This is a genomic window from Pseudomonas sp. NFACC37-1, assembly GCF_900101575.1.
Taxonomy (GTDB): Bacteria; Pseudomonadota; Gammaproteobacteria; order Pseudomonadales; family Pseudomonadaceae; genus Aquipseudomonas; species Aquipseudomonas fluorescens_AA.
On the sequence record NZ_FMUZ01000035.1, the window covers coordinates 17,997 to 40,667 of the forward strand.

A 22,671-nucleotide genomic window follows, 5' to 3' on the forward strand; every position below is an offset into this window, starting at 1 on the left:
CACGGTCGAAGCGCGCATTGTAGCCGCCAGGCGCCTCGCCGGCACCTGTGGACTTGGGTTTGCACGATTCTGACCGATGCGCGGCACTCCCGCGGGTTCACCCCGGCGTCGAGTCGGCGCTGCACCAGCGGTTTCGCCCGGTGTTCTTGGCCAGGTACAAGAAGGCATCGGCGGCCCTGATCAGCATGGCCGGGGTGACGTCCTCGCCGCTCGGCTGGCAGGTGGTGATGCCCGCGCTGATGGTCACGATGCCCAAGGGATGGTCGCCATGTTCAATGTTCAAGGCCCTGACCGCTTCGAGGATTTGCTGCGCGACCTTGGTGGCGCCGGCGCTGTCGGTGTTTGGCAGCAGCACGGTGAACTCCTCACCGCCGTAGCGGACCGCCAGGTCGCCCGGCCGTTTGATGGTCTGCCTGAGTGCGGCTGCAATCGCCCGCAGGCAATCGTCCCCGGCGGCATGGCCGTATCTGTCGTTGAAACGCTTGAAGTAATCGACGTCGAGCATGATCAGGGCCAGGGACGAACCCTGGCGCCTGGCCAGGCGGATCTCATCGGCCAGGGCAATGTCCAGCCGCCTGCGGTTGCCCAGTCCGGTCAGGCTGTCGGTCAGCGCCATGTCGCGCATGGCCTGGTGGGCGCTGCGAATCTGCTTCTCCATGGCCATGCGGTAGCGCAGCTGGCTCAACACGATGAGCCCGAAGCCCACCAGGATCGCGATCAGGAAAATCAGCACCAGACCGGTCTTGAGCAGGTCGCGGCGCCAGGGCGCGATGATCGATTCGCGGGACAAGCCGGCTTCCACCACCAAGGGGTAAGTGGTCAGGGCCCGGTAGCCGTACAGGCGCTCGGTGTCGTCGACGACGGCCTTGGCTTCGGCAACCCCTTGGTTGGAGGTGGGTAAATGTTCCCTGAAAATCACGCTGTTGACGAGGCTCTTGCCAATCACCGAAGCGACGAGGGGACGTCGGACCAGGATCGTTCCGCTGCGCTTGGCCAGGACCAGCGCGCCTTTGCCATCGATTTTGAAGTCGCCGTAGTAGTCGACGAAATAGCTGACCTTCACGGTCCCCAGCAATACGCCGGCAAACGAGCCATCAGGGTTGTTCAGGCGGCGGGAAATGGGAATGATCAGGTCGTTGGTGGAGCGGCTATTGACGACGTCACCGATGCGCACGCCTTGATCCTCGTGGGTGCGGTGGTATTGGAAGTAGTCGCGGTCGGCGTTGTTCGCCATTTCCGGGATCGCCTCCTTGTCCGTCACCAGCCATTGGCCGTCCGGGCCATAGATAAACAACCCGTGCAGTTGCGGCATGATGGCAGCCTGCTGCACCAGTAGCTTATGGATGCGTGGGATGTCCATGTTCTGCAGGCCATCGCCCTCCACCCGTTCGGCGAGGGCGGCGGTGACCACATCCACTTGTCGAATGGTATCTTCAGCGTGCTGGGCCGTCGCCCGCGCCAGGTTCGTCACTGAATCCCGGGCAGATGCAAAAGCGGCACGATAGTCGCGCCACGTCCGCCAGCCTTCGACGGCCAGGAAGGCCAAAACCACCACCAGCATGAAGCTTACGGTGAGCCGCAACGCCGCTCCGGCCTGGGCGGTCTGGGGAGAGAAGGCCTCATCCGGGCTTTCGATCTTGGGCTCCGGCTGCTTGCGTCCGAGCATTGACGTATCCTTTCCATGACGGGTCTGCACTTTTCACGGCGCAGCCTATCCTATTCGAATTCAGCATGTTAGCTGACTGCGACGAGGCAGGTACGAGCGGCGACACACGATTGGGGAGAAAGGTTTCATGAAAGTCGGCGTCATTTCCGATACCCACGGCCTGTTGCGTCCCGAAGCACTTGCCGCGCTGCAAGGCTGTGAGCGGATCATTCATGCCGGCGACATCGGCAGCCCCGATATCCTGGCGCAATTGGCATGCCTCGCTCCGTTGTACGTGGTGCGGGGCAATAACGACCTGGGTGCCGAGTGGGCGGGGGAGCTTGCCGATCGCCTGCAATTCGACCTGGACGGCTGGCCAGTCCTGTTGGTGCATGACATCGCCGATGTCCAGGCTGCGCTGGACCCGGCCGTGAAGTGGGTGATCACCGGCCATTCCCACAAGCCGAGCATCGAATGGCGCGGCGAACGGCTTTACCTCAACCCCGGCAGCGCTGGTCGGCGGCGTTTCAAGCTGCCGGTGACACTGGCGTTGGTTGAGGTGGAGGCCGCAGTGATCGAGCCGCGGATCGTTCAGTTGCTGGAATGACCGGCGTGTAGCCCTCGTCTTTTCTCATTGGCATAGAAAAGCTGTACAAATACATATCTCTGTACAATTATTGGGGCGTCCTTGAGAAACCGGTGGCGTGCCCATGATCAGGTCGTTCGCGTTCAGGAAAAGCCTGGCCCGATGCATGGTTGGCCTGCTTGTGCTGTATTGCGCCCACGCCTGGTCCGATTGGCGGCTCGCACTGCCGGGCACACGGCTGGTCGGGCAGGCCGATTTCACCTGGTTCGGGTTCGAGGTGTATCAGGCGCGATTATGGAGCGCAGCCTTGCTACCCGGCCTTGAAACGGCGTTTGCCTTGGAACTCGATTACCGGCGCACCATCAGCGCGCAAACCCTGGTCGAGACCAGCCTTGCAGAAATGCAACGCATCAGGGGAGCGCCCTTGGATGCTGGGCGTCTGGATGCATGGCGAGGTCACATGCGGCAGGCCTTTGTCGACGTAAAGCCGGGAAGTCGCATTACCGGCGTCAATCTGCCGGGGCGCGGTTGTCGTTTCTATGTGAATGGGCAGCTGTCCCACGAGGTGATGGACCCGGCATTCGCCCGAGCCTTCTTCGCCATCTGGCTGGACCCGGGCACCAAGGATAAAAAACTCAGGAATCAACTGCTTGGGCTTCAAAGTTCACGTGACACAGGAGTTCAACCATGACCCGTTTTCTATTGGCGTTGCTGGTGATATTGGGTCTGACCAGTTGCGGTAATGTCGATGTCGACCACTACGCCGACCAGCAACCCCGGTTGGACCTGGAGCGTTTTTTCAGTCAGCCCGTCAAGGCCTGGGGCATTTATCAAAAACGCTCGGGTGAAGTGATCAAGCGTTTCGAGGTGGACATCTCCAGCCGCCACGAGGGGGATCGATTGATCCTGGATGAGCGTTTCCTCTACAGCGACGGCACGCGTCAGCGGCGGGTCTGGACGTTGACCCCCGAGGGGGCCGGACGCTGGCGCGGGCGTGCCGACGACGTGATCGGCGAAGCCCGGGGAGAAGTGGCCGGCAATGCACTGCGCTGGCAGTATCGGTTGAATTTGCCGGTGGACGGTTCGACCTATGAAGTGACCTTCGATGATTGGATGTACCTGATGGATGACGACACGCTGATCAACCGTTCGAGCATGAGCAAGCTGGGTGTCGAACTGGGTCAGGTCACGTTGTTTTTCCGGCGTCAGGCCGGGGGCATGCCATGACTTTGCAGGACTTGACCGACCTGGCCGTTGATGGCCGGATCCACGAACTGGAACTCTTGTCCCTGGAAGGCGGGCTCTACGTATTGCGCGCTCGGCTGGACAGCGGATGGCATACGCTGCTTGACGCATCGGACAAGACATTGCCGGTACGCTCCACCACCCACCTGCGGGAACTGCTGCGTTTCGTGCCGCGCCTGCCGTGCATGTTGGTGCAGCAGGTGGTTCATGATGAGATGTGTGGTCAGCGTGAGGGCGTCGTCGAGCCGTTGCGCATCCCGCTGTTTCTGGACGAGCCCTGGTAGCGTCTCGCTGGCGTCCTGTGGTCAGCGCGATTCGGCCAGGCGCAACGCCAGCGGCAGCCATAAGCCCCACAGTGGCGCCAGGAGCAGCGCGGTTGCGAGTGAGCCGAGGGGGAGCGTCACCCCGGCCAGCGGTGCGCCCGCGCAATAGGCCAGCGGCCCGCCAACCATCCCCACCAGCACACCGCGCCAGGCCGGTCTTGTGGCCCAGGCCAGGCTATGACGCAAACCAGTGGCGAAGACCAGCCAGAGCAGCGCCAGCCAAAGTGGCAACGGACCTCGCTCGAACACGAACACGCCCAGCGCACCCAGGCTCCAGTCCAGCAACATGCCGCAGAGGCCGACGCTAATCACCGCGTGGCACTCGGATTTGGGCGCCGGGCTGAATGTCAGGTGGGCGAGCAGGCCGCCGGCTACCGCCAGCAGCCAGCCCGGCTGATGGGCACCGGCCATGCAGCCCCACCAGCCCAGTTGCAGCCAGAGCGCGTTGATCAGCAAGCCGCTGCGGCTCATCGGACTTACCGTTGTTCCGGCAGGAACGACGGGCGGGCGGCGGGACCGGCGAACAACAACTGGGCAACGCCGATGGCACGCTCCTGGAATCCCCCTTCGCAGTAGCACAGGTAGAACTCCCACAGGCGCTGGAAGGTTTCGTCATAGCCCAACTCCGACAAAGCCTGGCGCGATTGGCGGAAGTTCTCGTGCCAGTGCAGCAGCGTACGGGCGTAGTGTGCACCGAAATCCTCGAGGTGCAGCAGGTTGAGTGACGTCTGTGTGCTGGCGGTGTTCAACAGGATCGACAGCGATGGCAGGGCCCCGCCGGGAAAGACATGGCGTTGGATAAAATCCACCGAGCGCCGGGCTTGGGCATAGCGCTGGTCACGGATGGTGATCGATTGCAGCAACATCAAACCATCATCCTTGAGTCGTGCGGCGCAGCAGCGGAAATACTCAGGCAGGTAGCGATGGCCGACCGCCTCGATCATTTCGATGGACACCAGCTTGTCGTAGCGTCCCTGCAAATCGCGGTAGTCCTGGCACAGCACCTGGACACGCGCTTGCAGGCCCAGCGCCTCGACACGCTGCAGCGTATGGCGGTACTGCTCGTCGGACAAGGTCGTGGTGGTGACCTTGCAACCGTAGTGTGTCGCCGCATGGATGGCGAGGCTGCCCCAGCCCGTACCGATTTCCAGCAAGTGGTCGCCGGGACGCAGGTCAAGCTTGCGACAAATGCGTTCCAGTTTGTTGCGCTGGGCGTCTTCCAGGCTTTGTTCGGGGCTTTCGAACAGCGCGGCGGAATACATCATGGTGGGATCGAGCAGTCGCTCGAACAGCTCATTGCCCAAGTCGTAGTGAGCCATGATATTGCGCCGCGAGCCTTTGCGATTGTTGCGGTTGAGCCAGTGCAAGCCACGCATCAGCGGGCGGCTGAGGCGAGCCAAGCCGCTGTCCATGGCGTCGAGCACTTCCAGGTTGGCCACGAACAAGCGTGTCACGGCGGTCAGGTCGGTGCTGCGCCAGTAGCCGCGGATATAAGCCTCGCCAGCACCGATGGAGCCATTGCCGGCGACCATGCCCCAGGCGGCGGCGTCGAGAATCTCGACCTCGGCCACCAACGGGCTGGCGAGGTCGCCGAAGCTCAACGGCGCGCCATCGACCGTCAGGCGCAGGTGGCCGTGACGCAGGCGGCGCAATTGGCCGAGCACGGCCTGCTTGAAGAAGCCGCCGTTGAACAGGCAGGAGCTGCTGGCCTTAGTGACGCTCAGGGTGGGTTCGGGCATGGTCGGAGTCCTTGTGGGCGGTTTCGCCAATACTCAGGTCGCCTTGGCTGGCCTGGTGTGCGTGCAGGGGTGTGCGTTTGAACAGCAGGCGCAGGGCCTGCCAATAGATGGCGCTGACGGTGCGCAGGCTCATCCATGGGAAGGCCAGGACATGACGGCGCAGCGACCGGCTATCGAGAGGCTGGCGCTCGAGCGCGAGGTGGGCCTCGAACACTTTGTGCCCGGCGCGCCAGTTCTCCATGTGCACACGGATACTGGCGTCCTGGACCCGGAAACGCATGCGATAGTCCATGTCCCGGGGCAGGAACGGTGAAACATGGAACGCCTTGGCCACCCGGAACGCCTGGGGTTCGCCCGGACGCACGGGCAGCACATAGTGGTAACGTTCGCGCCATGGGGTATTACGCACTTCGCAGAGGATCGCCGACAGGCGTCCGTCGGTTTCGTGGCAGAAATAAAAACTCACCGGGTTGAACGACAGGCCCCAACTGCGTGGCTGGGTCAGCAGGTGGATCGCACCTTGCGGAGCCGTGCCCAGGCTTTCGGCGAGGATCTCGCGCACGGCGTCGACCAGAGGCACGCCCAGATGGGTGCGCGCCGGCAGGTAATCGCGCTCGCGCCAGCACAGCGGCGCCAGGGTCCATGGCCGCAGCAGGCGCGACAGGCCCAGCACGTGCTGCTGTTCGGCGAGGTCCAGGTACAGCATGCCGATCGGATAACGAAAGGCGTGGACGCGCGGGGCATGACGCCGATGGTCGATCCAGCCGCGACACAGGCTGCTGTTCACAGGTGCTCTCCGAAATGCTCCGCGACGTGGAGTGCGCTGACCACACCGTCTTCATGAAAGCCGTTGGCCCAATAGGCACCGCAGAAATAGCTGTGCCGCTGCCCTTGCAACTCACCCTGGCGGGCCTGTGCGGCGACGCCGGCGAGGCTGTATTGGGGATGGGCGTAATCGAAGCGTGCAAGCACCAGGGCCGGGTCGACCGCATCGCTCTGGTTCAGGCTCACGCAAAAGGTCACCGGCGCGTCCAGGCCCTGGAGGATGTTCATGTTGTACGTCAGCGCGGCCGGTGCCTGGGGTGGTCCACCGAGGCGGTAGTTCCAGCTTGCCCAGGCCTGGCGCCGCCGTGGCAGTAGTCGGGTATCGGTGTGCAGCAGCACTTCGTTGCTGGCGTAGGCCAAGGCGCCGAGGACCTCGGTCTCTTCGGCGCTGGGAGCCTCGAGCAGGGCGAGGGCCTGGTCGCTGTGGCAGGCGAACACCACTTTATCGAAGCGCTCGATGCCAGCTGCGCTGGTCACGCTGACCCCGCTGGCGTCCCGGTTGACGCGTTGCACCGGGCAGTCGAGTCGGATGTGCTGGCGGAACCCGGCGCACAACGGGGTGATATAACCGCAAGAGCCGCCTTCGATCACGCGCCATTGCGGACGGTGGTTGACTGACAGCAGACCGTGGTTGTGGCAGAAGCGCACGAAGAACTGCAGCGGAAACTCCAGCATCCTGGCCGGCGACATCGACCAGATCGCCGAACCCATAGGCACGATGTAGTGATCGATGAAGCGCTGGCCGTAACCGTGGCTGTGCAGGTAGTCACCGAGCCGCGTGGCAGCGTCGATGCGTTGCGCCTGCAGATCGGCCGTCGCCTGCCGGTTGAACCGCAGGATATCTCGCAGCATGCCCCAGAAACCGGGTGACAGCAGGTTGCGCCGGCGGGCGAACAGGCTGCGCAAGGTGTGGCCCTTGTATTCTTGCCCGGTGGCCGGTTCATGCACCGAGAAACTCATTTCCGTAGGGCGCGAAGCGACACCCAATTGGTCCAGCAGGCGAATGAAGTTCGGGTAGGTCCAGTCGTTGTACACGATGAAACCGGTATCCACGCCATAGCGTCGGCCTTGCCAATCGACCTCCACGGTATGGGTGTGGCCCCCGATCCGGTCGTCGGCCTCGAAGAGGGTGATCTGATGGCGACGGTTCAACAGGTAGGCGCAGGTCAACCCGGAAATGCCACTGCCGATGATTGCGATGCGCATGTCTCAAGATTCCTTATTGGGGCGTGCCAGGCGCCGGCCCAGGGCCAGCCGCCAGCGGGCGGGCAACTGTCCGAGCAGGCGCAGAACGGCGGTGAAGGCCCAGGGAAATGCGATGTCCAGCGGCCGTGCCGGCAAGCGCCGGGCGATATGCCGTGCGGCCCGTTGCGCTGACCAGCGCATGGGCATGGGGAAGTCGTTGCGCCGGGTCAGCGGGGTATCGACGAAACCGGGGCTCACCAGTGTGACGTCGATGCCTTCGGCGGCCAGGTCGATGCGCAGGGATTCCACCAGGTAGCGCAATGCCGCCTTCGAGGCACCGTAAGCCCCGGCACGCGGCAGGGCCAGCCAGGTGACCGCGCTGCCCACCACCACCAGGTGCGGGCGCTGGCCCCGGCGCAGCAAGGGCAAGGCCGCCTCCAGGCAATGGCTGGTACCGAGCAGGTTGGTGGTGATGACACGCTCGACGAGGTGGGTGTCGAAATGCCCGGACTCCAGATATTCACAGGTCCCGGCATTGAGGATCACCACGTCCAGCGTCAACCATTCACGCTCGATCTGCTGGCAGACCAGGGCGACCTGGCGCGGGTCGGTCAGGTCGCCCGGCAGTGCCAGCACCTGGTCTGGATAGCGGGCCGCCAACGCCTGCAAGGGTTCTGCCTGGCGCGCGCTCAATGCCAGGTGATGGCCTTGTTCCAGCAACTGTGCCGCGAGGGCCGCGCCGATGCCGCTGCTGGCCCCGGTCAGCCAGATGCGGCTCATGCCAGCCTCCGCTTGAGCCAGCGGACCGCCGGTCCCAGCAACGGCAGGTGTTCGTAGAGCAGGGCGCCGGCGTCGAAGAAATCCTGGTGATGGTGGACCCGGTCCGTCCAGCGCAAATGGCTGCAACCCTGCAAGGCAATGGGGGCGCCGCTTGCCAGGCGTGGGTGCCGAAAGTGCAAGGTCCAGCGCAGATAACCTTCACCGGGAGCGACCTCGTCGAACGCGTGGAAGTCGTAGCGCACGTCACTGGTGTTGGCATACAACTGCGCAAAGTACTCGCGTAAGGCGGTCAGGCCTTCGATCCGGTGCAAGGGGTCTTGGAAATGGATGTCGACGCTATAGAGCTCATCGAGCTCGCCGAGGCGACTGGCATCCAGCTTGGCGAAAGCCTGGGCGAAACGCTGGAGATAGGCGGACATGCTAGGCTCCGAAATATTGTACAGAAAACTGTTTCTGTACAAGTTTTGAAGCCTACTTCAGGAGTTATACGTTTGGAAGTTTTTTGTACAAGAAAATGTGAATTTGTACAATTCCAGTCGGGGCAAGAGCAGGGCATCGCAAGCCCTGCTTTGCGTCTTGCTGGCTCACGTCTCCTGGATCATTGCGCCCGGGCTTCGGCCAGGGTCGGATAATCCGTGTAGCCCCGTTCTTCGCCTTGGTAGAAGGTCGCTGCGTCGGGTGTGTTCAACGCCTCACCCTGTTTGAAACGCTCCACCAGGTCCGGGTTCGCCAGGAATGGCGTTCCGAACGCGACCAGGTCCGCGTCGCCACGACCGATGGCATCGCCTGCACGCTCCGCGCTGTAACCGCCGTTGGCAATGTAGGGCCCACCGAAGCGGCGCTTGAGTTCGAGGAAGTCGAACGGGCCTTCACCCAGTTCCACGATGTGCAGGTAGGCCAGGCCATAACGGCTGAGCATCCGGGCTGCGTATTCGAAAGTCGCCTGCGGGTTGCTGTCGCTCATCGAGAAATAACTGAAGATCGGCGACAGGCGCACGCCAACGCGGCTGGCCCCGAAGACTTCGATTACCGACTCGACCACCTCCTTGAGGAAACGCGCGCGGTTCTCGATCGAGCCACCATAGGCATCGGTGCGCTGGTTGGTGCCGTCTCGCAGGAACTGGTCGATCAGGTAGCCATTGGCGCCATGGATTTCCACGCCGTCGAAGCCGGCCAGCTTCGCGTTGACAGCGGCCTGGTGGAAGTCGGCCACCACTTCGCTAATTTCATCGAGGGCCAAGGCCCGTGGCAGTTCGTAGGGCTTGAGGCCTTCGGCGGTGTAGATCTCGCCATCGGCCTTGATCGCCGAGGGCGCTACCGGCAGTGCGCCCTCCTGCTGCACCAGCGGATGGGAGAGCCGGCCCACGTGCCACAGCTGGAGGAACATCTGTCCGCCTTGGGCGTGGACCGCGTCGGTCACTTGCTTCCAACCGGCGACTTGTTCGCTGGTGAAGATGCCGGGCGTTCGCAGATAGCCCTTGCCCTGGGCCGAGACCTGGGAGCCTTCGCTAACGATCAGGCCGGCGCTGGCGCGTTGGCTGTAGTACTCGGCCATGAGGGGGGTGGCCACGTCACCCGCACCTGCACGGCTGCGGGTCATCGGCGCCATGATCAGGCGGTTTTTCAGGGACAGCTTGCCGACCTGGGCGGGGGACAGCAGAAGGTCGAGACCGATGTTGGTCATGGATGTTCACCTCTATGGGATTCGGACAGTGGATCAGGATTGAGTCGAGGGGCGGCTAGGCCAGCCGACCCTCTTGCTGCAAAACGGTGCCGATGCGCTGGATTTCCTTCTCGCCTTTTTCCAGTGCGGCTTTGCTGGTGTGCACGGAGTAGTAGCCCATCACCAGGTCGTGGGGATGCTTCACCGCGGAGCCGAGAACGAAGGACGTCGCGCCTTGGGCAACGATGTCGATGGCCCCGCCGGACTCCTCGAAGACCACCATTTCCCCGGCATTGACGGTGTCGCCAGCGGTGAGACGGCCGCTGCTGACCGCCAGCCAAGCGACGGTGTGTCCGGCCGGTGGGGTATAGCGCCAGCGCGCCTGGTCGTTCAGGTGGACGGCAAGGTAATTCATGTCCCCTGGGGTCACCACGTTGCTGCGGGCCGTACCGTATTGGCCGAGTAACACCAGCGCCGGGCCCTCCCGGGGGATCGCGGAGGGCGCCAGGTAGAGGCTGTGGGCCGGGGCATTTTCTTCGGCGGCCGGCAGCGCGACCCAAAGCTGGAAGCCGTGGATCGGCGCCCCACTGACCGGTCGGCCGTCATGCCACACGCCGTTACCGGCTTGCATCCATTCCATACCGCCGGAAGGCAGCACGCCAGACTGGCCGGTACTGTCTTCGTAAGTCACCTGGCCTTCGAGCAGGTACGTCAGGGTGGCGATCCCGGAGTGGGGGTGCATGCCGAAACCACTTGGCATGACGCCGTCCTTGAAGGAGAAGAGATCGAGAAACACGAAGGGCTTGCAGAGTTGCCCCAGGTCTCCCGGGCTCATGAGACGCGTGATAGGCCCGTGGCGGTGGCCGGCGGTGGCCGGCGGTGCGATGGACGATGGCCCGCGGTGGGGCGGTGACGATGCTGTTCATGGTATCCCTCACTGGTTGGGCATCGGGCTTCGATGGGCGAAGGATAAGCACCTGGAAATCGATTGATTAGTCGATACAATCGGATTGAACTCGTCCATAAAACGAAGGAATGCCAGTCCCATGCTCGATCTGAATGATGTCGCACTGTTTGTCCAGGTGGTGCGCAGCGGCAGCTTTGCCGAAGCAGCCAGGCGGCTGGGCATGCCTTCCAATACCGTGAGCCGGCGGGTCCAGCAGTTGGAGGCGCAATTGGGGAAGCGACTGTTGCAACGCTCCACTCGCAAACTCACGCTGACTCAGGTGGGGCAGGGGTTCTATGAACGCTGCGTCAGCGCCGTGGATGGGCTGACCGAGGCGGGGCAGGAACTGATGAAGGGCAGCGACGAGCCCAGTGGACGGGTGCGTATCGCGGCGATGGCGGATTTCTTCGACTTTTTCCCGATGCAATGGGTGGCCGATTTCCTCGTTGCCCATCCGCGAGTGCAATTGGATTTCGTCCTCAGCGATGACCGTGTCGACCTGATTGCCGACCGCATCGACGTGGCCTTTCGCGGTGGCCCGCTACAGGACTCCGGGTATGTCGGTCGCCAACTGCTGAGCAACGAAGGCGACGGCATGGTCGCCAGCCCTGCCTACCTCGCCGCACGGGGGATGCCGGCAGCGTTGCAGGACCTGGTTCACCACGACAGCGTGAGCTTCGCCCACCCCAGCGGCTTGAGTCACTGGCGCCTCATCGGCCCGGACGGCGCCGAAGAGGAGGTGCAGGTCCCCAGCCGTTTCAACGCCAACACCGCTCAAGCCTTGCGCAAGGCGGCGGTGGCGGGCCTGGGCATCGCCGTGCTGCCCTCGGCGGTGAGCAGCGTCGACCTGGAGGCCGGAAGGCTGGTACGTGTGCTGCCACAGTACCGGCGCATCGGTTTTGGCCTGAATGTGCTTTATCCCAGTCGGCGGCAATTGCCGCTGGCGGTCTCGGCGTTCATTGGGCTGGTGATGGAAAAGCTGGAGCTCAAGGCGTTTCCGGCGCGGTTGGAGTAGGCCGGTCAGTCAACATCCATTCCCTTCAGATATTGACCCCTCTTGAAATGCCTGATCCCTCATCGGGCGTTCATCCAGTTTTTTCCTTCCCAGCAACGATAAAAACCCTCGTTTCGCAAATTCCCGCCTGCCAACACAATCGCCTCGACACCGCCCATCGATAGTCGCAACCGCAGAACAACAATCAGAACCCGAGGCGGCGCCATGCCGACCTGAACCGAACCTACTGCCGGAAGTGCACAGATATGCCTTTTGAAACAACTCACATCGATACGCTTGTCATCGGCGCCGGCCAAGCCGGCGTGGCCATGAGTGAGCACTTGAGCCGGCAAGGCGTGCCTCATCTTGTCGTGGAGCGCAGCCGCATTGCCGAGGCCTGGCGCACGGCGCGTTGGGATTCGCTGGTGGCCAACGGGCCGGCCTGGCACGACCGCTTTCCGGGTTTGGAGTTCGAAGGGCTCGACCCGGATGCCTTCGCGACCAAGGACCAGGTGGCCGATTACTTCGAAGCCTATGCCCGCCAGTTCAACGCACCAATCCGTACTGGCGTGGAGGTCCGGGGTGTCGAGCGCAATATCGGGCGTCCGGGCTTCACCGTGGAAACCTCCGAAGGCCTGATCGAAGCGATCCACGTGGTCGTCGCCACCGGGCCCTTCCAGCGGCCGGTGATTCCACCGATTGCGCCGGACATGGCGACGGTCACCCAGCTTCACTCGGCTCAGTATCGCAACCCCGGGCAATTGCCCGAGGGGGCTGTGTTGGTGGTGGGCGCCGGGTCGTCGGGGGTGCAGATCGCCGATGAACTGCAGCGCGCCGGCAAGCAGGTCTATCTCTCGGTGGGGGCCCACGATCGTCCGCCCCGGGCCTATCGCAACCGCGATTTCTGCTGGTGGCTCGGCGTGCTGGGCGAGTGGGATGCGGAGGCCGTCAAGCCGGGCAAGGAGCACGTCACCATCGCGGTGAGCGGTGCCCGTGGCGGCCATACCGTGGATTTTCGCCGGTTGGCCCACGAGGGCATCACCCTGGTGGGGCTGACGAAATCGTTCAATGGCAGCGTGGTGACCTTTGAAGCGAATCTGGCCGAAAACATCGCCCGCGGCGACGAAAACTACCTGGCGCTGCTGGATGCCGCCGACGCCTACATCGCCCGCAACGGCCTGGACCTGCCGCTCGAACCGGAGGCTCGCCACCGGCTGCCTGATCCGCAATGCCTGACCCAGCCGATCCTGGAACTGGACCTGGTCGCCGCCGGCGTGACCAGTGTCATCTGGGCCACCGGCTACTCGGTGGATTACAGCTGGCTGAAGGTCGACGCCCTCGGCGCCAATGGCAAGCCTCGGCATCAGCGTGGCGTTTCCAGTGAACCGGGCCTGTATTTCGTCGGCTTGCCCTGGCTGTCGCGACGGGGCTCGGCGTTCATCTGGGGTGTCTGGCATGACGCCCGGCATATTGCCGACCACATCGTGAAACAACGCATTTACCTCGCCTATCAAGATGCTGCCCAGCGCCAGGCCCCGGCATTCGATAGCGATTCACACCGTTCGAAAACCAGTCTCACGGGAGTTCGTTGATGCCTACTCACACACGCATTCGCATGTTCAATACCAAGGACACCTACCCGAACCAGACGCTGGACAACGACCTGTGCCAGGCCGTGCGCGCCGGCAACACCGTCTACGTGCGCGGCCAGGTCGGCACCGACTTCAACGGTCAACTGGTAGGCCTCGGCGATCCTCGCGCCCAGGCCGAGCAGGCCATGCGCAACGTCAAGCAATTGCTGGAAGAGGCCGGCAGCGACCTGAGCCACATCGTCAAGACCACGACGTACCTGATCGACCCGCGCTATCGCGAGCCGGTGTACCAGGAGGTCGGCAAGTGGCTCAAGGGCGTTTTCCCGATCTCCACCGGCTTGGTGGTCAGTGCCCTGGGCCAGCCGCAGTGGTTGATGGAAATCGACGTGATCGCGGTGATCCCTGAATAAGGAACGGAACATGACCTTTTCCATCGTTGGACGCTGTGTCGAAACCGGCCAGTTGGGCATCGCCATCAGTTCCTCGAGCATTGCCGTCGGTGCACGTTGCCCCTGGTTGCGCGCGGGCGTCGGCGCGGTGTCGAGCCAGAACATTACCCTGCCGGCCCTGGGCCCGCAGGTTCTCGATGAACTGGCGGGAGGCCTGGCGGCGCAAGCGGCGCTGGAGCGGACCCTGGCGCGCAACGGCTACAGCCAATACCGGCAGGTGGCAGTGATCGATGCCGAGGGCCGCACGGCGATTTTCAGCGGCGAGCATACCCTGGGCACCCACAACGCCGTGGCCGGTGAGCAATGCGTGGCGGCCGGCAATCTGTTGGCCAACGCTGGGGTGATCGAGGCCATGGTCACGGCCTTCGAGCAGGGCGTTGGTTGTCTTTCGTCACGCTTGATGAGCGCGTTGCAGGCCGGGCAGGTGGCGGGCGGGGAGGCCGGGGCGGTGCATTCGGCGGCGCTGTCGGTGGTTGATGACCTCACTTGGCCCATCGTCGATCTGCGGGTGGATTGGGCCGAGGAAAATCCCATCGGCGAGCTGGAAAAACTCTGGCTCGCCTATCAGCCGCAATTGCAGGATTACCTGACCCGCGCGCTCAATCCGACCCTGGCGCCGAGTTATGGAGTGCCGGGCGATGAGTGAGCTGCGCAGTCGCGCGCTGCTTGCCGAGCTGGTGAGCTTTGCCACGGTCAGCCGCGATTCGAACCTGGCCTTGATCGAGTTCGTGCGCGACTACTTGCAAGGGCTGGGCGTGAACAGCGAGCTGATCTACAACGCCGAGCTAACCAAGGCCAACCTGCTGGCGAGCATTGGCCCGGCGCTGCCCGGTGGCGTGGTGTTGTCCGGGCACACCGATGTGGTGCCGGTGGACGGGCAGGCCTGGACGGTCGAGCCGTTCCGCCTGACCGAGATGGACGGTAAATGGTTCGGGCGCGGCACGGCGGACATGAAGGGATACATCGCCTCGGTGCTCGCGGCGGTGCCGGTGTTCTTGTCGAGCCCGCTTCGGCGACCGGTGCACCTGGCGTTTTCCTATGACGAAGAAGTGGGTTGCCTGGGCGTTCACAGCTTGCTGGAGGTGTTGGTGCGGCGGATTGCGCAACCGGCCCTGTGCCTGATTGGCGAACCCACCCAACTCCGACCGGTGCTGGGGCACAAAGGCAAGCTGGCGATGCGTTGCCATGTCCGAGGGGCTGCTTGTCATTCGGCCTATGCCCCTTACGGGGTCAACGCCATCGAGCAGGCGGCGCGCCTGATCGGGCGGTTGGGCGAGATCGGCGCGCAGCTGGCCGAACCCTCGCGGCACGACCCGCGCTTCGACCCGGCGTTTTCCACCGTGCAGGTCGGGGTGGTCCACGGCGGCACGGCGCTGAACATCGTCCCGGCGGACTGTCGTTTCGATTTCGAGGTGCGCGCCTTGCCGGATTTCGATCCCCTCGTGGTGGCTGAGCAATTGCAAGGTTATGCCGAGCAGACCCTGCTGCCGGCCATGCAGGCGGTGGCGGGGGATACAGCGATCCGCTTCGAACCGTTGTCGGCCTACCCGGGCCTGGCCACTTCGCCGGACAGCGCGGCCGCCCAACTGGTTGCACGGCTGTGCGGCAGCGACGCTTTCAGCACCGTCGCCTTTGGCACCGAAGGCGGCCTGTTCCATCAGGCCGGGGTGCCGACGGTGGTCTGTGGGCCCGGCAGCATGGACCAGGGGCACAAGCCCGACGAATACGTGAGCGTTGAACAAATGGCCGCCTGCGACCGCTTGATGGATCGGCTGGCGAGTTATCTCTGTGAACCCAATGATTGCTGACCGCAAGGTGCCTGAGGAGGACGATTTCAATGGAAGGAGATTCCTCGCGGTCAGCCAGGCGACACCCATGAACAGGCCGACAAGAGCCTTTGCTGTAGACCTTGCCGCCCGTATTTACGGTCACTTTTGAGTCCCGTCACCGGCTCGTGCGGGCGAGCCGGTATTTTCGAGGAACCGCTTCATGTCCAGATCCTTGCGTTGCAATATTGCGTGTGCCCTGGCGTTGCTGAGTACCAGTGTCCTGGCCGCGCCACAGAGCCTGACCGTGATTTCCTTCGGCGGCGCCACCAAGCAGGCCCAGGACAAGGCCTACTTCCAACCTTTCAATGCCAGCGGCGCGGGAAACATCGTGGCCGGCGAATACAACGGTGAATTGTCGAAGATCAAGGCCATGGTCGCCGCCGGCCACACCAGCTGGGACGTGGTCGAAGTGGAGAGCCCCGAGCTGTTGCGTGGTTGTGAGGAGGGGCTGTTCGAGAAGCTTGACCTGGAGCGCCTGGGCGACCCGGCGAACTATGTGCCGGGAGCGCTCAATGAATGTGGGGTCGCCACCTACGTCTGGTCGATGGTCCTGGCTTATGACCAGAGCAAGCTCGCCAAGGCACCCAAGTCCTGGGCGGACTTCTGGAACGTTGCCGAGTACCCGGGCAAGCGCGGCCTGCGCAAGGGCGCCAAGTACACCTTGGAAATCGCCTTGCTGGCCGACGGAGTCAAGGCACAGGACGTGTACAAGGTGCTGAACACCCCGGAAGGCGTGTCCCGGGCATTCGCCAAGCTCGACCAGATCAAGCCGAACATCCAATGGTGGGAAGCCGGCGCGCAACCGGCGCAATGGTTGGTGGCGGGGGACGTGGCGATGAGTGCGGCCTACAACGGGCGCATCGCGTCGGCGCAAAAGGAAGGCATGAAGCTGAGCATCGTCTGGCCGCAGAGCCTCTACGACCCGGAGTACTGGGCCGTGGTCAAGGGCACGCCGAACAAGGCCCTGGCCGAGCAGTTCATTGCCTTTGCCAGCCAGCCGCAGACTCAGAAAGTGTTTTCGGAAAACATCCCTTATGGGCCGGTGCACCGCAAGACACTGGCGCTGTTGCCGACGGCGGTACAGGAACAGTTGCCCACCGCCGAGGCCAACCTGGCTGAAGCCCAAGCCGTGGATGCGGAGTTCTGGGTCGACCATGGCGAGGAACTGGAACAACGCTTCAACGCCTGGGCCGCTCGCTAGACATACACCTGTGGCGAGGGGATTTATCCCCGCTGGGCTGCGCAGCAGCCCCAATGCAGCCAACTCCATATCACCTGATATCTTGGATGTTAGGTTTTGGGGGCGCTGCGCACCCCAGCGGGGATAAATCCCCTCGCCACAAAAGTAGTGTTGCGTTCATATCCCTTGGCTCAAGGCAGCCATTGCTTGAACTGCTCCTTGCAATAGTCGACAAACAACTGCGCCGGCTTGGTGAGGTGCGCACGCTTGAGCCAGCCTGCCACCAGTGCCGACCCCGTCACGTCCTCGGCGATGTCGACGCACACCAAGTGTTGCCCATCGTAGGTGCAGGTGGACTGCGGCCGGGTCACCAGCACGGCAAAGCCGAATGCCTGGCCGACCATGCCCCGCACCATCTCGATGGACGGCGAGCTGAAGACAATATTGGGCGTCAGGCCAAGCTCCTCGAAGATGCTCACGAAATAGGTGCGGCTGGGCTGCACATCCAGCAGGATCATCGGTTCGAGGGCCAGGTCGCGCAGCGATACCTGGGCCTGATCGGCGAAGCGATGCCCCGCCGGCAATAACGCATAGGGGCGTTGCGGCGCCGTCAGTGCTTCGGTCTCGATGGTACTGTCGAGGTCGTGTTCATAGAAAATCGCCAGGTCGAAACGCCCTCCCGTGAGGCCTTGCACCAGCTCCTGTTGCTCGCCGTCCTGCACGCGGATTTCCACCCCCGGGAAGCGCTCGCGAAAGCCCGCGATCAGCCGCGGCAGGTAGAGCGGGGCGACGGTTTCGAAGCAGCCGATGTCGATCTGCCCGCTGACCACATCGTTATCGGCCAGCGCGTTCTGCTCGAACTCCCGAGCCATGCGCAACAGCTCCTGGGCCTTGCGATAGAAGCGCGCACCACCGGGCGTCAGCGATACTCCCTGGGCGTGATGACGAATGAGCAATTGCACACCGAAACTGTCTTCCAAGCCCTTGATGGCGGAGGCGATCGACGGTTGGGCGATGTACAGCTTGCGAGAGGCTTCGGCGACGCTGCCACATTCGACGGTGGTGACGAAGTACTTCAGCTGACGCAAGGAATAGGACGCCACGGCACACCTCGATCCGGATGATTTCTGCCTACCTTACCTTGTGCACGGAAGGCGGTGGGCGGGCATTGATACGGATTTTGCTGGGCAGTGACGATATTCAGGCTGGCTTGGGGACGAGCGCCGGAAAAAAACGCCTGCCCAAGGATCGTTGGCAGGCGTCTGGGAAAGACCGGCGCACAAAGGAGGGACTGGCCGGGGGCGGAAACGGGTTTCAGGCCACCGGAATCAACGGGTCGGCGGCGGCCAGGGCGGTTGCGCGATCAGCCGCGGGCGGGTAGATCCACACCGTGTTGATCTGGGTCTTGAGGTCTTTGGCTTCTTGCCCGACCAACTTGAGCTGGCGATCCCAGCCTTCGGTGTACACCGCGCCCCAGGCACCCAGGTCCAGGCAGGTCACATACTTGGGTTGGCTGTAGGCCATCGGCGCGACGCCCAGCAAGTCGGCCGCGACGTTGTTGCCGGCATAGCGGCCCAGGGCGATGGCGTGCTGGCAGGACATCACCGCATAGTTGCCCAGCGTGTCGGTGGCGGCGTAGGCCACGTCACCGCTGGCGAATATGTCGTTCTGGCCCAGGACTTTCAGGTTGGCATCGACGTGCAGGCGACCCTGGCGATCGCGGGTGCCGGGTACCTGTTCGGTCAATGGACTGGCGCGGAACCCCACGGTCCAGATCACGGTATGGGACTCGATACGCTGGCCGCTCGACAGGGTGACACCCCTGGCGTCCACCGATTCGACCGAGGCGTTGAGGATCCACTCGATACCCAGGTGCTCGGACGCTTCGACAATGGATGGACGTATGCCGTCGCCCAATGCTGCGCCGATCTGCGGCCCGCGATCCACGACGATGACCCGGATGACCGCGTCCTCGCCGAGGACGGCGCGCAGGCGTGCGGGCATTTCGGTGGCGGTTTCGATCCCGGTAAAGCCGCCACCGGCCACCACCACGGTGTTGCGGGCCGGGCTGTCCGGCAGACTTTTCAGCGACTTGATATGGGCTTCGAGACGGGTGGCCTGTTCGATTTCATCAACGTCGAAGGCATGCTCGATCATGCCTTCAAGGTCGGGGCGAACCAACTGGCTGCCCGCCGCGAGTACCAGTCGGTCATAGCCCAGGGTGCCCTGGGCACCGAACCCATCCACATAGCCCACCCGTTTGTTGTCGACATCGATACTGCTCGCAGAGCCTTGTACGAATTTCACGCCCACGGCGTCGAACAGACTACCCAGCGCCGCCGCCATGGTGTGGACGTCCGGCTCGTAGAAACGGGGACGAATGCGCAGTTCGGCCTGGGGGGCCAGGACGCTGATCTCCACGTCATGACGGTCGTGTTGGTCCAGCAGCCGGGCCGCGCTCAATGCGCTCCAGACCCCGCCGAAACCTGCGCCGACAACCAGAATACGTTGTTTCATGGTGAGCTCCCGAAGACAAAATCGATACGTTGAATGGTTTAACTGTTTCAGCGTGACCGTGTCGCGAAGTACTCCAAAATCGCCTGGCTGCAATGAGTTGCCATCGAGCACATTCAGTTTCGGTTCGCTGTAGGGAAGCTTATTGGCAGGACCTGTGTTTAACACTTCTACATAAGGTCATCGCGCCTATGCCTGGGTAGGGGGGGGCTATACGAAGGTATAGGGGCGCGACGCAGTCAAGCAGGCCGGGCCAGTACCGATTCGATGCAGGCGATCAATTCGGCGCAGTCGAAGGGTTTCGGGAAAAACGCCACCGGCTCGGGCGTACCGGCGCTGATACGAGGAGGCACGCCAGGGTATCCGGTGATGAAGATGATCGGGGGATGAATGCCCAGGGCCGATAATCGATCGTACATCTGAATGCCCGTCATGCCAGGCATTTGAATATCCGATATCAGGCACGCCGTGTTTTCAAGTTCGCAGGAAGATAAAAAATCCAAGGCGCTGGCGTATGTTTTAACCCGATATCCGTGGGAACGTAACAAACCATCCAATGCAATTCGAACTGACTCATCGTCATCAATGATTGAAATGATTGCAGTGTTGGACATGTCGATACCTGGAGTTGATATCAGGTAGCCATAAAGGCGCCCGTGTCACTGCAAGATACGCCGTCCAATGGCCCCGCCAAGTATACGTGTGTATGAAAGGGTTCCTGTGCCGAAACGCTCGATTGACTATCGGCCTGTGTCAGCCAGACGCCATTCCAGCACCTGGGCCATGCGTACCAGATCGGCAAACGAGTGTGCGCACATCTTGCGCATGGCCTGGCCACGGTGGATCTTGACCGTGATTTCACTCAAGCCCAGTTCCCCGGCGATCTGCTTGTTCATCAGGCCTGACACCGCCAGTGCCATGACCTGCTGCTCCCGGGGCGTCAAGGTGGCGTAGCGGTCAAGCACTTGCTGATGGCCGCGTTCGGCGTCGCGCCGCTGGCGGTCCTGGTGATGGGCGGCGGTCACGGCGTCGATAAGGTCTTGTTCGCGGAACGGTTTGGCGAGGAAATCCACGGCCCCGGCCTTCATCGCCCGCACGGTCATGGCGATGTCACCGTGACCGGTCATGAACACAATCGGCAGTTGAGCGTTGGCCGCGACCAGCTCCCGTTGGCAATCCAGGCCACTGGTGCCTTGCAGCCGCACATCCAGGACCAGGCAACTGGGCTGATCGGGCCTGGGATGGTTCATGAACTGCGCGACCGAACCGAACAGATGGACCTGCAAGCCGATGGAGCGCAGCAGGCTGCCGAGGGATTGGCACAGCGGTGCGTCGTCATCAACGATATAGACGATGGGGGCGTTGTCGATGATCGAGTTTGAGGACTGTCTGGAGCTCATTGCGCGCTTCCCGACAGAGCGGTGCCCGTGAGCCGCGGCAGCGCGAACCTGAACGAGGTGCCTTGGCCGGCCTCGCTGGTGGCCCAGATCCTGCCGTCATGGAAGTCGATGATGGACCGGCAGATGGAAAGGCCCATGCCCAGGCCGTTTTCCTTGGTGGTAAAAAACGCATTGAACAAGGATGGCAGGACCTCGGGGGCAATGCCGGTTCCGTGGTCAGTCACCTCCAGCAGCACTTCGTCACTCTCCGTCCAGGTGCGTATGCGCAGGGTTCGTGCGTGTACCTTGACCCCGTCCATGGCGTGGCAGGCATTGATGATCAGGTTGATGATCACTTGCTGCAGTTGCACCCGGTCGGCGCTGACCTGGTCGTCGGTCGCTGCCAGGTCCACTTTGGCCCGGACTTTATGATGAGCCAGTTGCTGCTGGACCAGGTTCAAGGTCTCGCGGACGATGTCGTCCAGTCGCTCGGGCTGACGCAACGGGTCGCACTTGCGCGACAGCGCCCTGATACCGTTGATGACCTCGCTGGCGCGACAGCCGTTGGCGACGATTCGGTCGAGGCAATCCAAGGCTTCCCCTAGATTGGGTTCCGGGCGCTTGAGCCACCGGCGACAGGCCTCGCCGCTGCTGGTGATGGCCGTCAGTGGCTGATTGACCTCGTGGGCAATGGACGCGGCCATTTCCCCCAGTGAGGTCAAGCGAGTGACGTGGGCCAGTTGGCTCTGGGTGCGAAACAACGCTTCTTCGGCCTGCTTGCTGGCCGTCACGTCCATGAGTGCGCCGAGATACTGGAAACGGCCATGCTGGACGAGCAGGGGGCTGGCGATCATGTGGATGTGCTTGATGCGGCCATCAGGCATCAGCAGCCGCAGCTTGACCTCGATCTGCGGTTCGCCAGCGGCGGCCTGCTGGAAAACCCCGCGTGCCAACTCCAGGTCTTCAGGATGGGTGCGTTCCAGCATCATCGACACCGTTGGTGTCTTGCTGGGCGGGTACTCGAAAATCCGTGCCGATTCCTCCGACCAGGACAACGCTTGTCGATCACCGCGAAAGCCCATGCTGCCGGTCTGGCTCAGGCGCTGGGCGCCGGTCAGGTAAGCCTCGTTGCGCCGCAGGCTGTCGGAAGCCTGCTTGCTGCGCAGGGCCAGGAAAGCAATGGCGGACAGCGCGGTCAGGCAGCGGAAGAAGCCGGTGGTCGATTCCCAGCGGTGATAGCCGCCGTTGTACAAGAACATCGCGGTGAGCAAGCCCATGCACATCAGCGCGACGGTGATCACCAGATTGATGGAGAACAGGTTGGCCGCCATCAACAACAAGGTGATGTACAGCAGGGTCGGCGCCAGGTCGGAATGGGTTTCGGAGTTGATGATGACAATCCCGCAGGCCACCACCAGGCCCACCGCCCAGCCGAGGGCGTTGACCAGTGGGTGGGTGCTGATTCCCATCGACGGCCTAGGCCCGCTCTGGCTTGGGCTGTATCGAAGGCTGTCATAGACATTCTTGAGCATCGCGGAGGGTAGGGGCACGCTGGCAGACCTTTTGTTTTTACGTGGTCTCGCTCTGGATGTCGGGGCGACAGAGCATCGGTTTCTATCTTAGAAGCGCCGCTTTGCCTGAGGTAGGACATAAAACCCTGAAATCCCGCCAAGCTGTGCCAACACCTCTTTGTGGGCCTGGATATATACCGAAGTATCGATGACGTTGCCCAAAGGGTGAGTCGGGTGTCCCCACGTACAACAGACTTGGCGTGCTTCGAGGATTACGCTTTCAACA

23 protein-coding genes and 1 pseudogene are annotated in these 22,671 nt (G+C 62.9%); 10 read left to right on the forward strand and 14 right to left on the reverse strand.

What is annotated here, in order from left to right; translation table 11 throughout:
• Window positions 1–97: 97 nt before the first annotated feature.
• Window positions 98–1,666 carry a sensor domain-containing diguanylate cyclase gene (locus tag BLP82_RS25195; protein WP_092174558.1) on the reverse strand — a complete coding sequence of 523 codons (1,569 nt, stop codon included), beginning with the start codon at window positions 1,664–1,666 and terminating at the stop codon, window positions 98–100.
• Window positions 1,667–1,793: 127 nt separating this feature from the next.
• Between BLP82_RS25195 and BLP82_RS25200 the strand changes: the two genes are divergently transcribed.
• From BLP82_RS25200 to BLP82_RS25215, 4 genes are all read left to right on the forward strand, one after another.
• The gene (locus BLP82_RS25200) at window positions 1,794–2,252 is read left to right on the forward strand and encodes a metallophosphoesterase family protein (protein ID WP_092174563.1); all 459 of its coding nucleotides are present in this window, start codon (window positions 1,794–1,796) and stop codon (window positions 2,250–2,252) included.
• A 103-nt stretch (window positions 2,253–2,355) separates the two neighbouring features.
• Window positions 2,356–2,922, forward strand: a complete 567-nt coding sequence (locus BLP82_RS25205; protein ID WP_092174567.1) for a chalcone isomerase family protein — start codon at window positions 2,356–2,358, stop codon at window positions 2,920–2,922.
• On the forward strand, window positions 2,919–3,458 hold the full coding sequence (locus BLP82_RS25210; protein ID WP_092174570.1) for a DUF3833 domain-containing protein: 540 nt from the start codon (window positions 2,919–2,921) through the stop codon (window positions 3,456–3,458). Before BLP82_RS25205 ends, BLP82_RS25210 begins: the two co-directional genes overlap by 4 nt.
• The gene (locus BLP82_RS25215; protein WP_092174575.1) at window positions 3,455–3,760 is read left to right on the forward strand and encodes a DUF6482 family protein; all 306 of its coding nucleotides are present in this window, start codon (window positions 3,455–3,457) and stop codon (window positions 3,758–3,760) included. The genes BLP82_RS25210 and BLP82_RS25215 overlap by 4 nt, the downstream gene beginning before the upstream one ends.
• A 21-nt stretch (window positions 3,761–3,781) precedes the next feature.
• Here BLP82_RS25215 and BLP82_RS25220 read toward each other — a convergent pair whose 3' ends face one another.
• The 8 genes and pseudogenes from BLP82_RS25220 to BLP82_RS25255 all read right to left on the reverse strand — a co-directional run bounded on the left by BLP82_RS25220 (window position 3,782) and on the right by BLP82_RS25255 (window position 10,917).
• A complete protein-coding gene (locus BLP82_RS25220; RefSeq protein WP_092174579.1) occupies window positions 3,782–4,270 on the reverse strand; it encodes a DUF2878 domain-containing protein in 489 nt (162 codons plus the stop codon).
• A gap of 5 nt (window positions 4,271–4,275) precedes the next feature.
• Entirely contained in the window at window positions 4,276–5,538 is a 1,263-nt protein-coding gene (locus BLP82_RS25225; protein ID WP_092174583.1) for an SAM-dependent methyltransferase, read from the reverse strand.
• Window positions 5,510–6,325: a DUF1365 domain-containing protein gene (locus tag BLP82_RS25230; RefSeq protein WP_092174587.1), complete on the reverse strand. Its 816-nt coding sequence runs from the start codon at window positions 6,323–6,325 to the stop codon at window positions 5,510–5,512. The genes BLP82_RS25225 and BLP82_RS25230 overlap by 29 nt, the downstream gene beginning before the upstream one ends.
• Window positions 6,322–7,569, reverse strand: coding sequence for an NAD(P)/FAD-dependent oxidoreductase (locus BLP82_RS25235; protein WP_092174592.1), 1,248 nt, complete (start codon window positions 7,567–7,569; stop codon window positions 6,322–6,324). The genes BLP82_RS25230 and BLP82_RS25235 overlap by 4 nt, the downstream gene beginning before the upstream one ends.
• A gap of 3 nt (window positions 7,570–7,572) precedes the next feature.
• Complete coding sequence (locus tag BLP82_RS25240; protein ID WP_092174596.1) at window positions 7,573–8,328, reverse strand: SDR family NAD(P)-dependent oxidoreductase; 756 nt, start codon at window positions 8,326–8,328, stop codon at window positions 7,573–7,575.
• The gene (locus BLP82_RS25245) at window positions 8,325–8,747 is read right to left on the reverse strand and encodes a nuclear transport factor 2 family protein (RefSeq protein WP_092174601.1); all 423 of its coding nucleotides are present in this window, start codon (window positions 8,745–8,747) and stop codon (window positions 8,325–8,327) included. Before BLP82_RS25245 ends, BLP82_RS25240 begins: the two co-directional genes overlap by 4 nt.
• A gap of 179 nt (window positions 8,748–8,926) precedes the next feature.
• Entirely contained in the window at window positions 8,927–10,012 is a 1,086-nt protein-coding gene (locus BLP82_RS25250) for an alkene reductase (protein ID WP_092174604.1), read from the reverse strand.
• A gap of 55 nt (window positions 10,013–10,067) precedes the next feature.
• Window positions 10,068–10,917: pseudogene (locus tag BLP82_RS25255) on the reverse strand (pirin family protein).
• A gap of 120 nt (window positions 10,918–11,037) precedes the next feature.
• On the opposite strand from BLP82_RS25255, the gene BLP82_RS25260 reads away from it, so the two are divergent.
• The 6 genes from BLP82_RS25260 (at window position 11,038) to BLP82_RS25285 (ending at window position 17,002) form a co-directional block, all read left to right on the forward strand.
• Window positions 11,038–11,952 carry a LysR family transcriptional regulator gene (locus BLP82_RS25260; protein WP_092174609.1) on the forward strand — a complete coding sequence of 305 codons (915 nt, stop codon included), beginning with the start codon at window positions 11,038–11,040 and terminating at the stop codon, window positions 11,950–11,952.
• Window positions 11,953–12,197: 245 nt separating this feature from the next.
• The gene (locus BLP82_RS25265) at window positions 12,198–13,523 is read left to right on the forward strand and encodes a flavin-containing monooxygenase (protein WP_092174613.1); all 1,326 of its coding nucleotides are present in this window, start codon (window positions 12,198–12,200) and stop codon (window positions 13,521–13,523) included.
• A complete protein-coding gene (locus BLP82_RS25270; RefSeq protein WP_003201555.1) occupies window positions 13,523–13,933 on the forward strand; it encodes a RidA family protein in 411 nt (136 codons plus the stop codon). Before BLP82_RS25265 ends, BLP82_RS25270 begins: the two co-directional genes overlap by 1 nt.
• 10 nt (window positions 13,934–13,943) lie before the next feature.
• A complete protein-coding gene (locus BLP82_RS25275) occupies window positions 13,944–14,618 on the forward strand; it encodes a DUF1028 domain-containing protein (protein WP_092174616.1) in 675 nt (224 codons plus the stop codon).
• Window positions 14,611–15,780, forward strand: a complete 1,170-nt coding sequence (gene argE, locus BLP82_RS25280) for an acetylornithine deacetylase (protein ID WP_092174619.1) — start codon at window positions 14,611–14,613, stop codon at window positions 15,778–15,780. The genes BLP82_RS25275 and argE overlap by 8 nt, the downstream gene beginning before the upstream one ends.
• Before the next feature lie 181 nt (window positions 15,781–15,961).
• Entirely contained in the window at window positions 15,962–17,002 is a 1,041-nt protein-coding gene (locus BLP82_RS25285) for an ABC transporter substrate-binding protein (RefSeq protein WP_092174623.1), read from the forward strand.
• Window positions 17,003–17,172: 170 nt separating this feature from the next.
• Here BLP82_RS25285 and BLP82_RS25290 read toward each other — a convergent pair whose 3' ends face one another.
• The 5 genes from BLP82_RS25290 to BLP82_RS25310 all read right to left on the reverse strand — a co-directional run bounded on the left by BLP82_RS25290 (window position 17,173) and on the right by BLP82_RS25310 (window position 22,343).
• Complete coding sequence (locus BLP82_RS25290; RefSeq protein ID WP_092174627.1) at window positions 17,173–18,084, reverse strand: LysR substrate-binding domain-containing protein; 912 nt, start codon at window positions 18,082–18,084, stop codon at window positions 17,173–17,175.
• Between the two features lie 211 nt (window positions 18,085–18,295).
• Complete coding sequence (locus tag BLP82_RS25295; RefSeq protein ID WP_092174631.1) at window positions 18,296–19,498, reverse strand: NAD(P)/FAD-dependent oxidoreductase; 1,203 nt, start codon at window positions 19,496–19,498, stop codon at window positions 18,296–18,298.
• 236 nt (window positions 19,499–19,734) lie between these two features.
• Window positions 19,735–20,109 (reverse strand): response regulator transcription factor, encoded by a 375-nt coding sequence (locus BLP82_RS25300; RefSeq protein WP_092174635.1) that lies wholly within the window; start codon window positions 20,107–20,109, stop codon window positions 19,735–19,737.
• 126 nt (window positions 20,110–20,235) lie between these two features.
• Window positions 20,236–20,895, reverse strand: coding sequence for a response regulator transcription factor (locus BLP82_RS25305; RefSeq protein ID WP_092174639.1), 660 nt, complete (start codon window positions 20,893–20,895; stop codon window positions 20,236–20,238).
• Window positions 20,892–22,343 (reverse strand): sensor histidine kinase, encoded by a 1,452-nt coding sequence (locus BLP82_RS25310; RefSeq protein WP_092174643.1) that lies wholly within the window; start codon window positions 22,341–22,343, stop codon window positions 20,892–20,894. The genes BLP82_RS25305 and BLP82_RS25310 overlap by 4 nt, the downstream gene beginning before the upstream one ends.
• Between the last annotated feature and the right edge of the window lie 328 nt (window positions 22,344–22,671).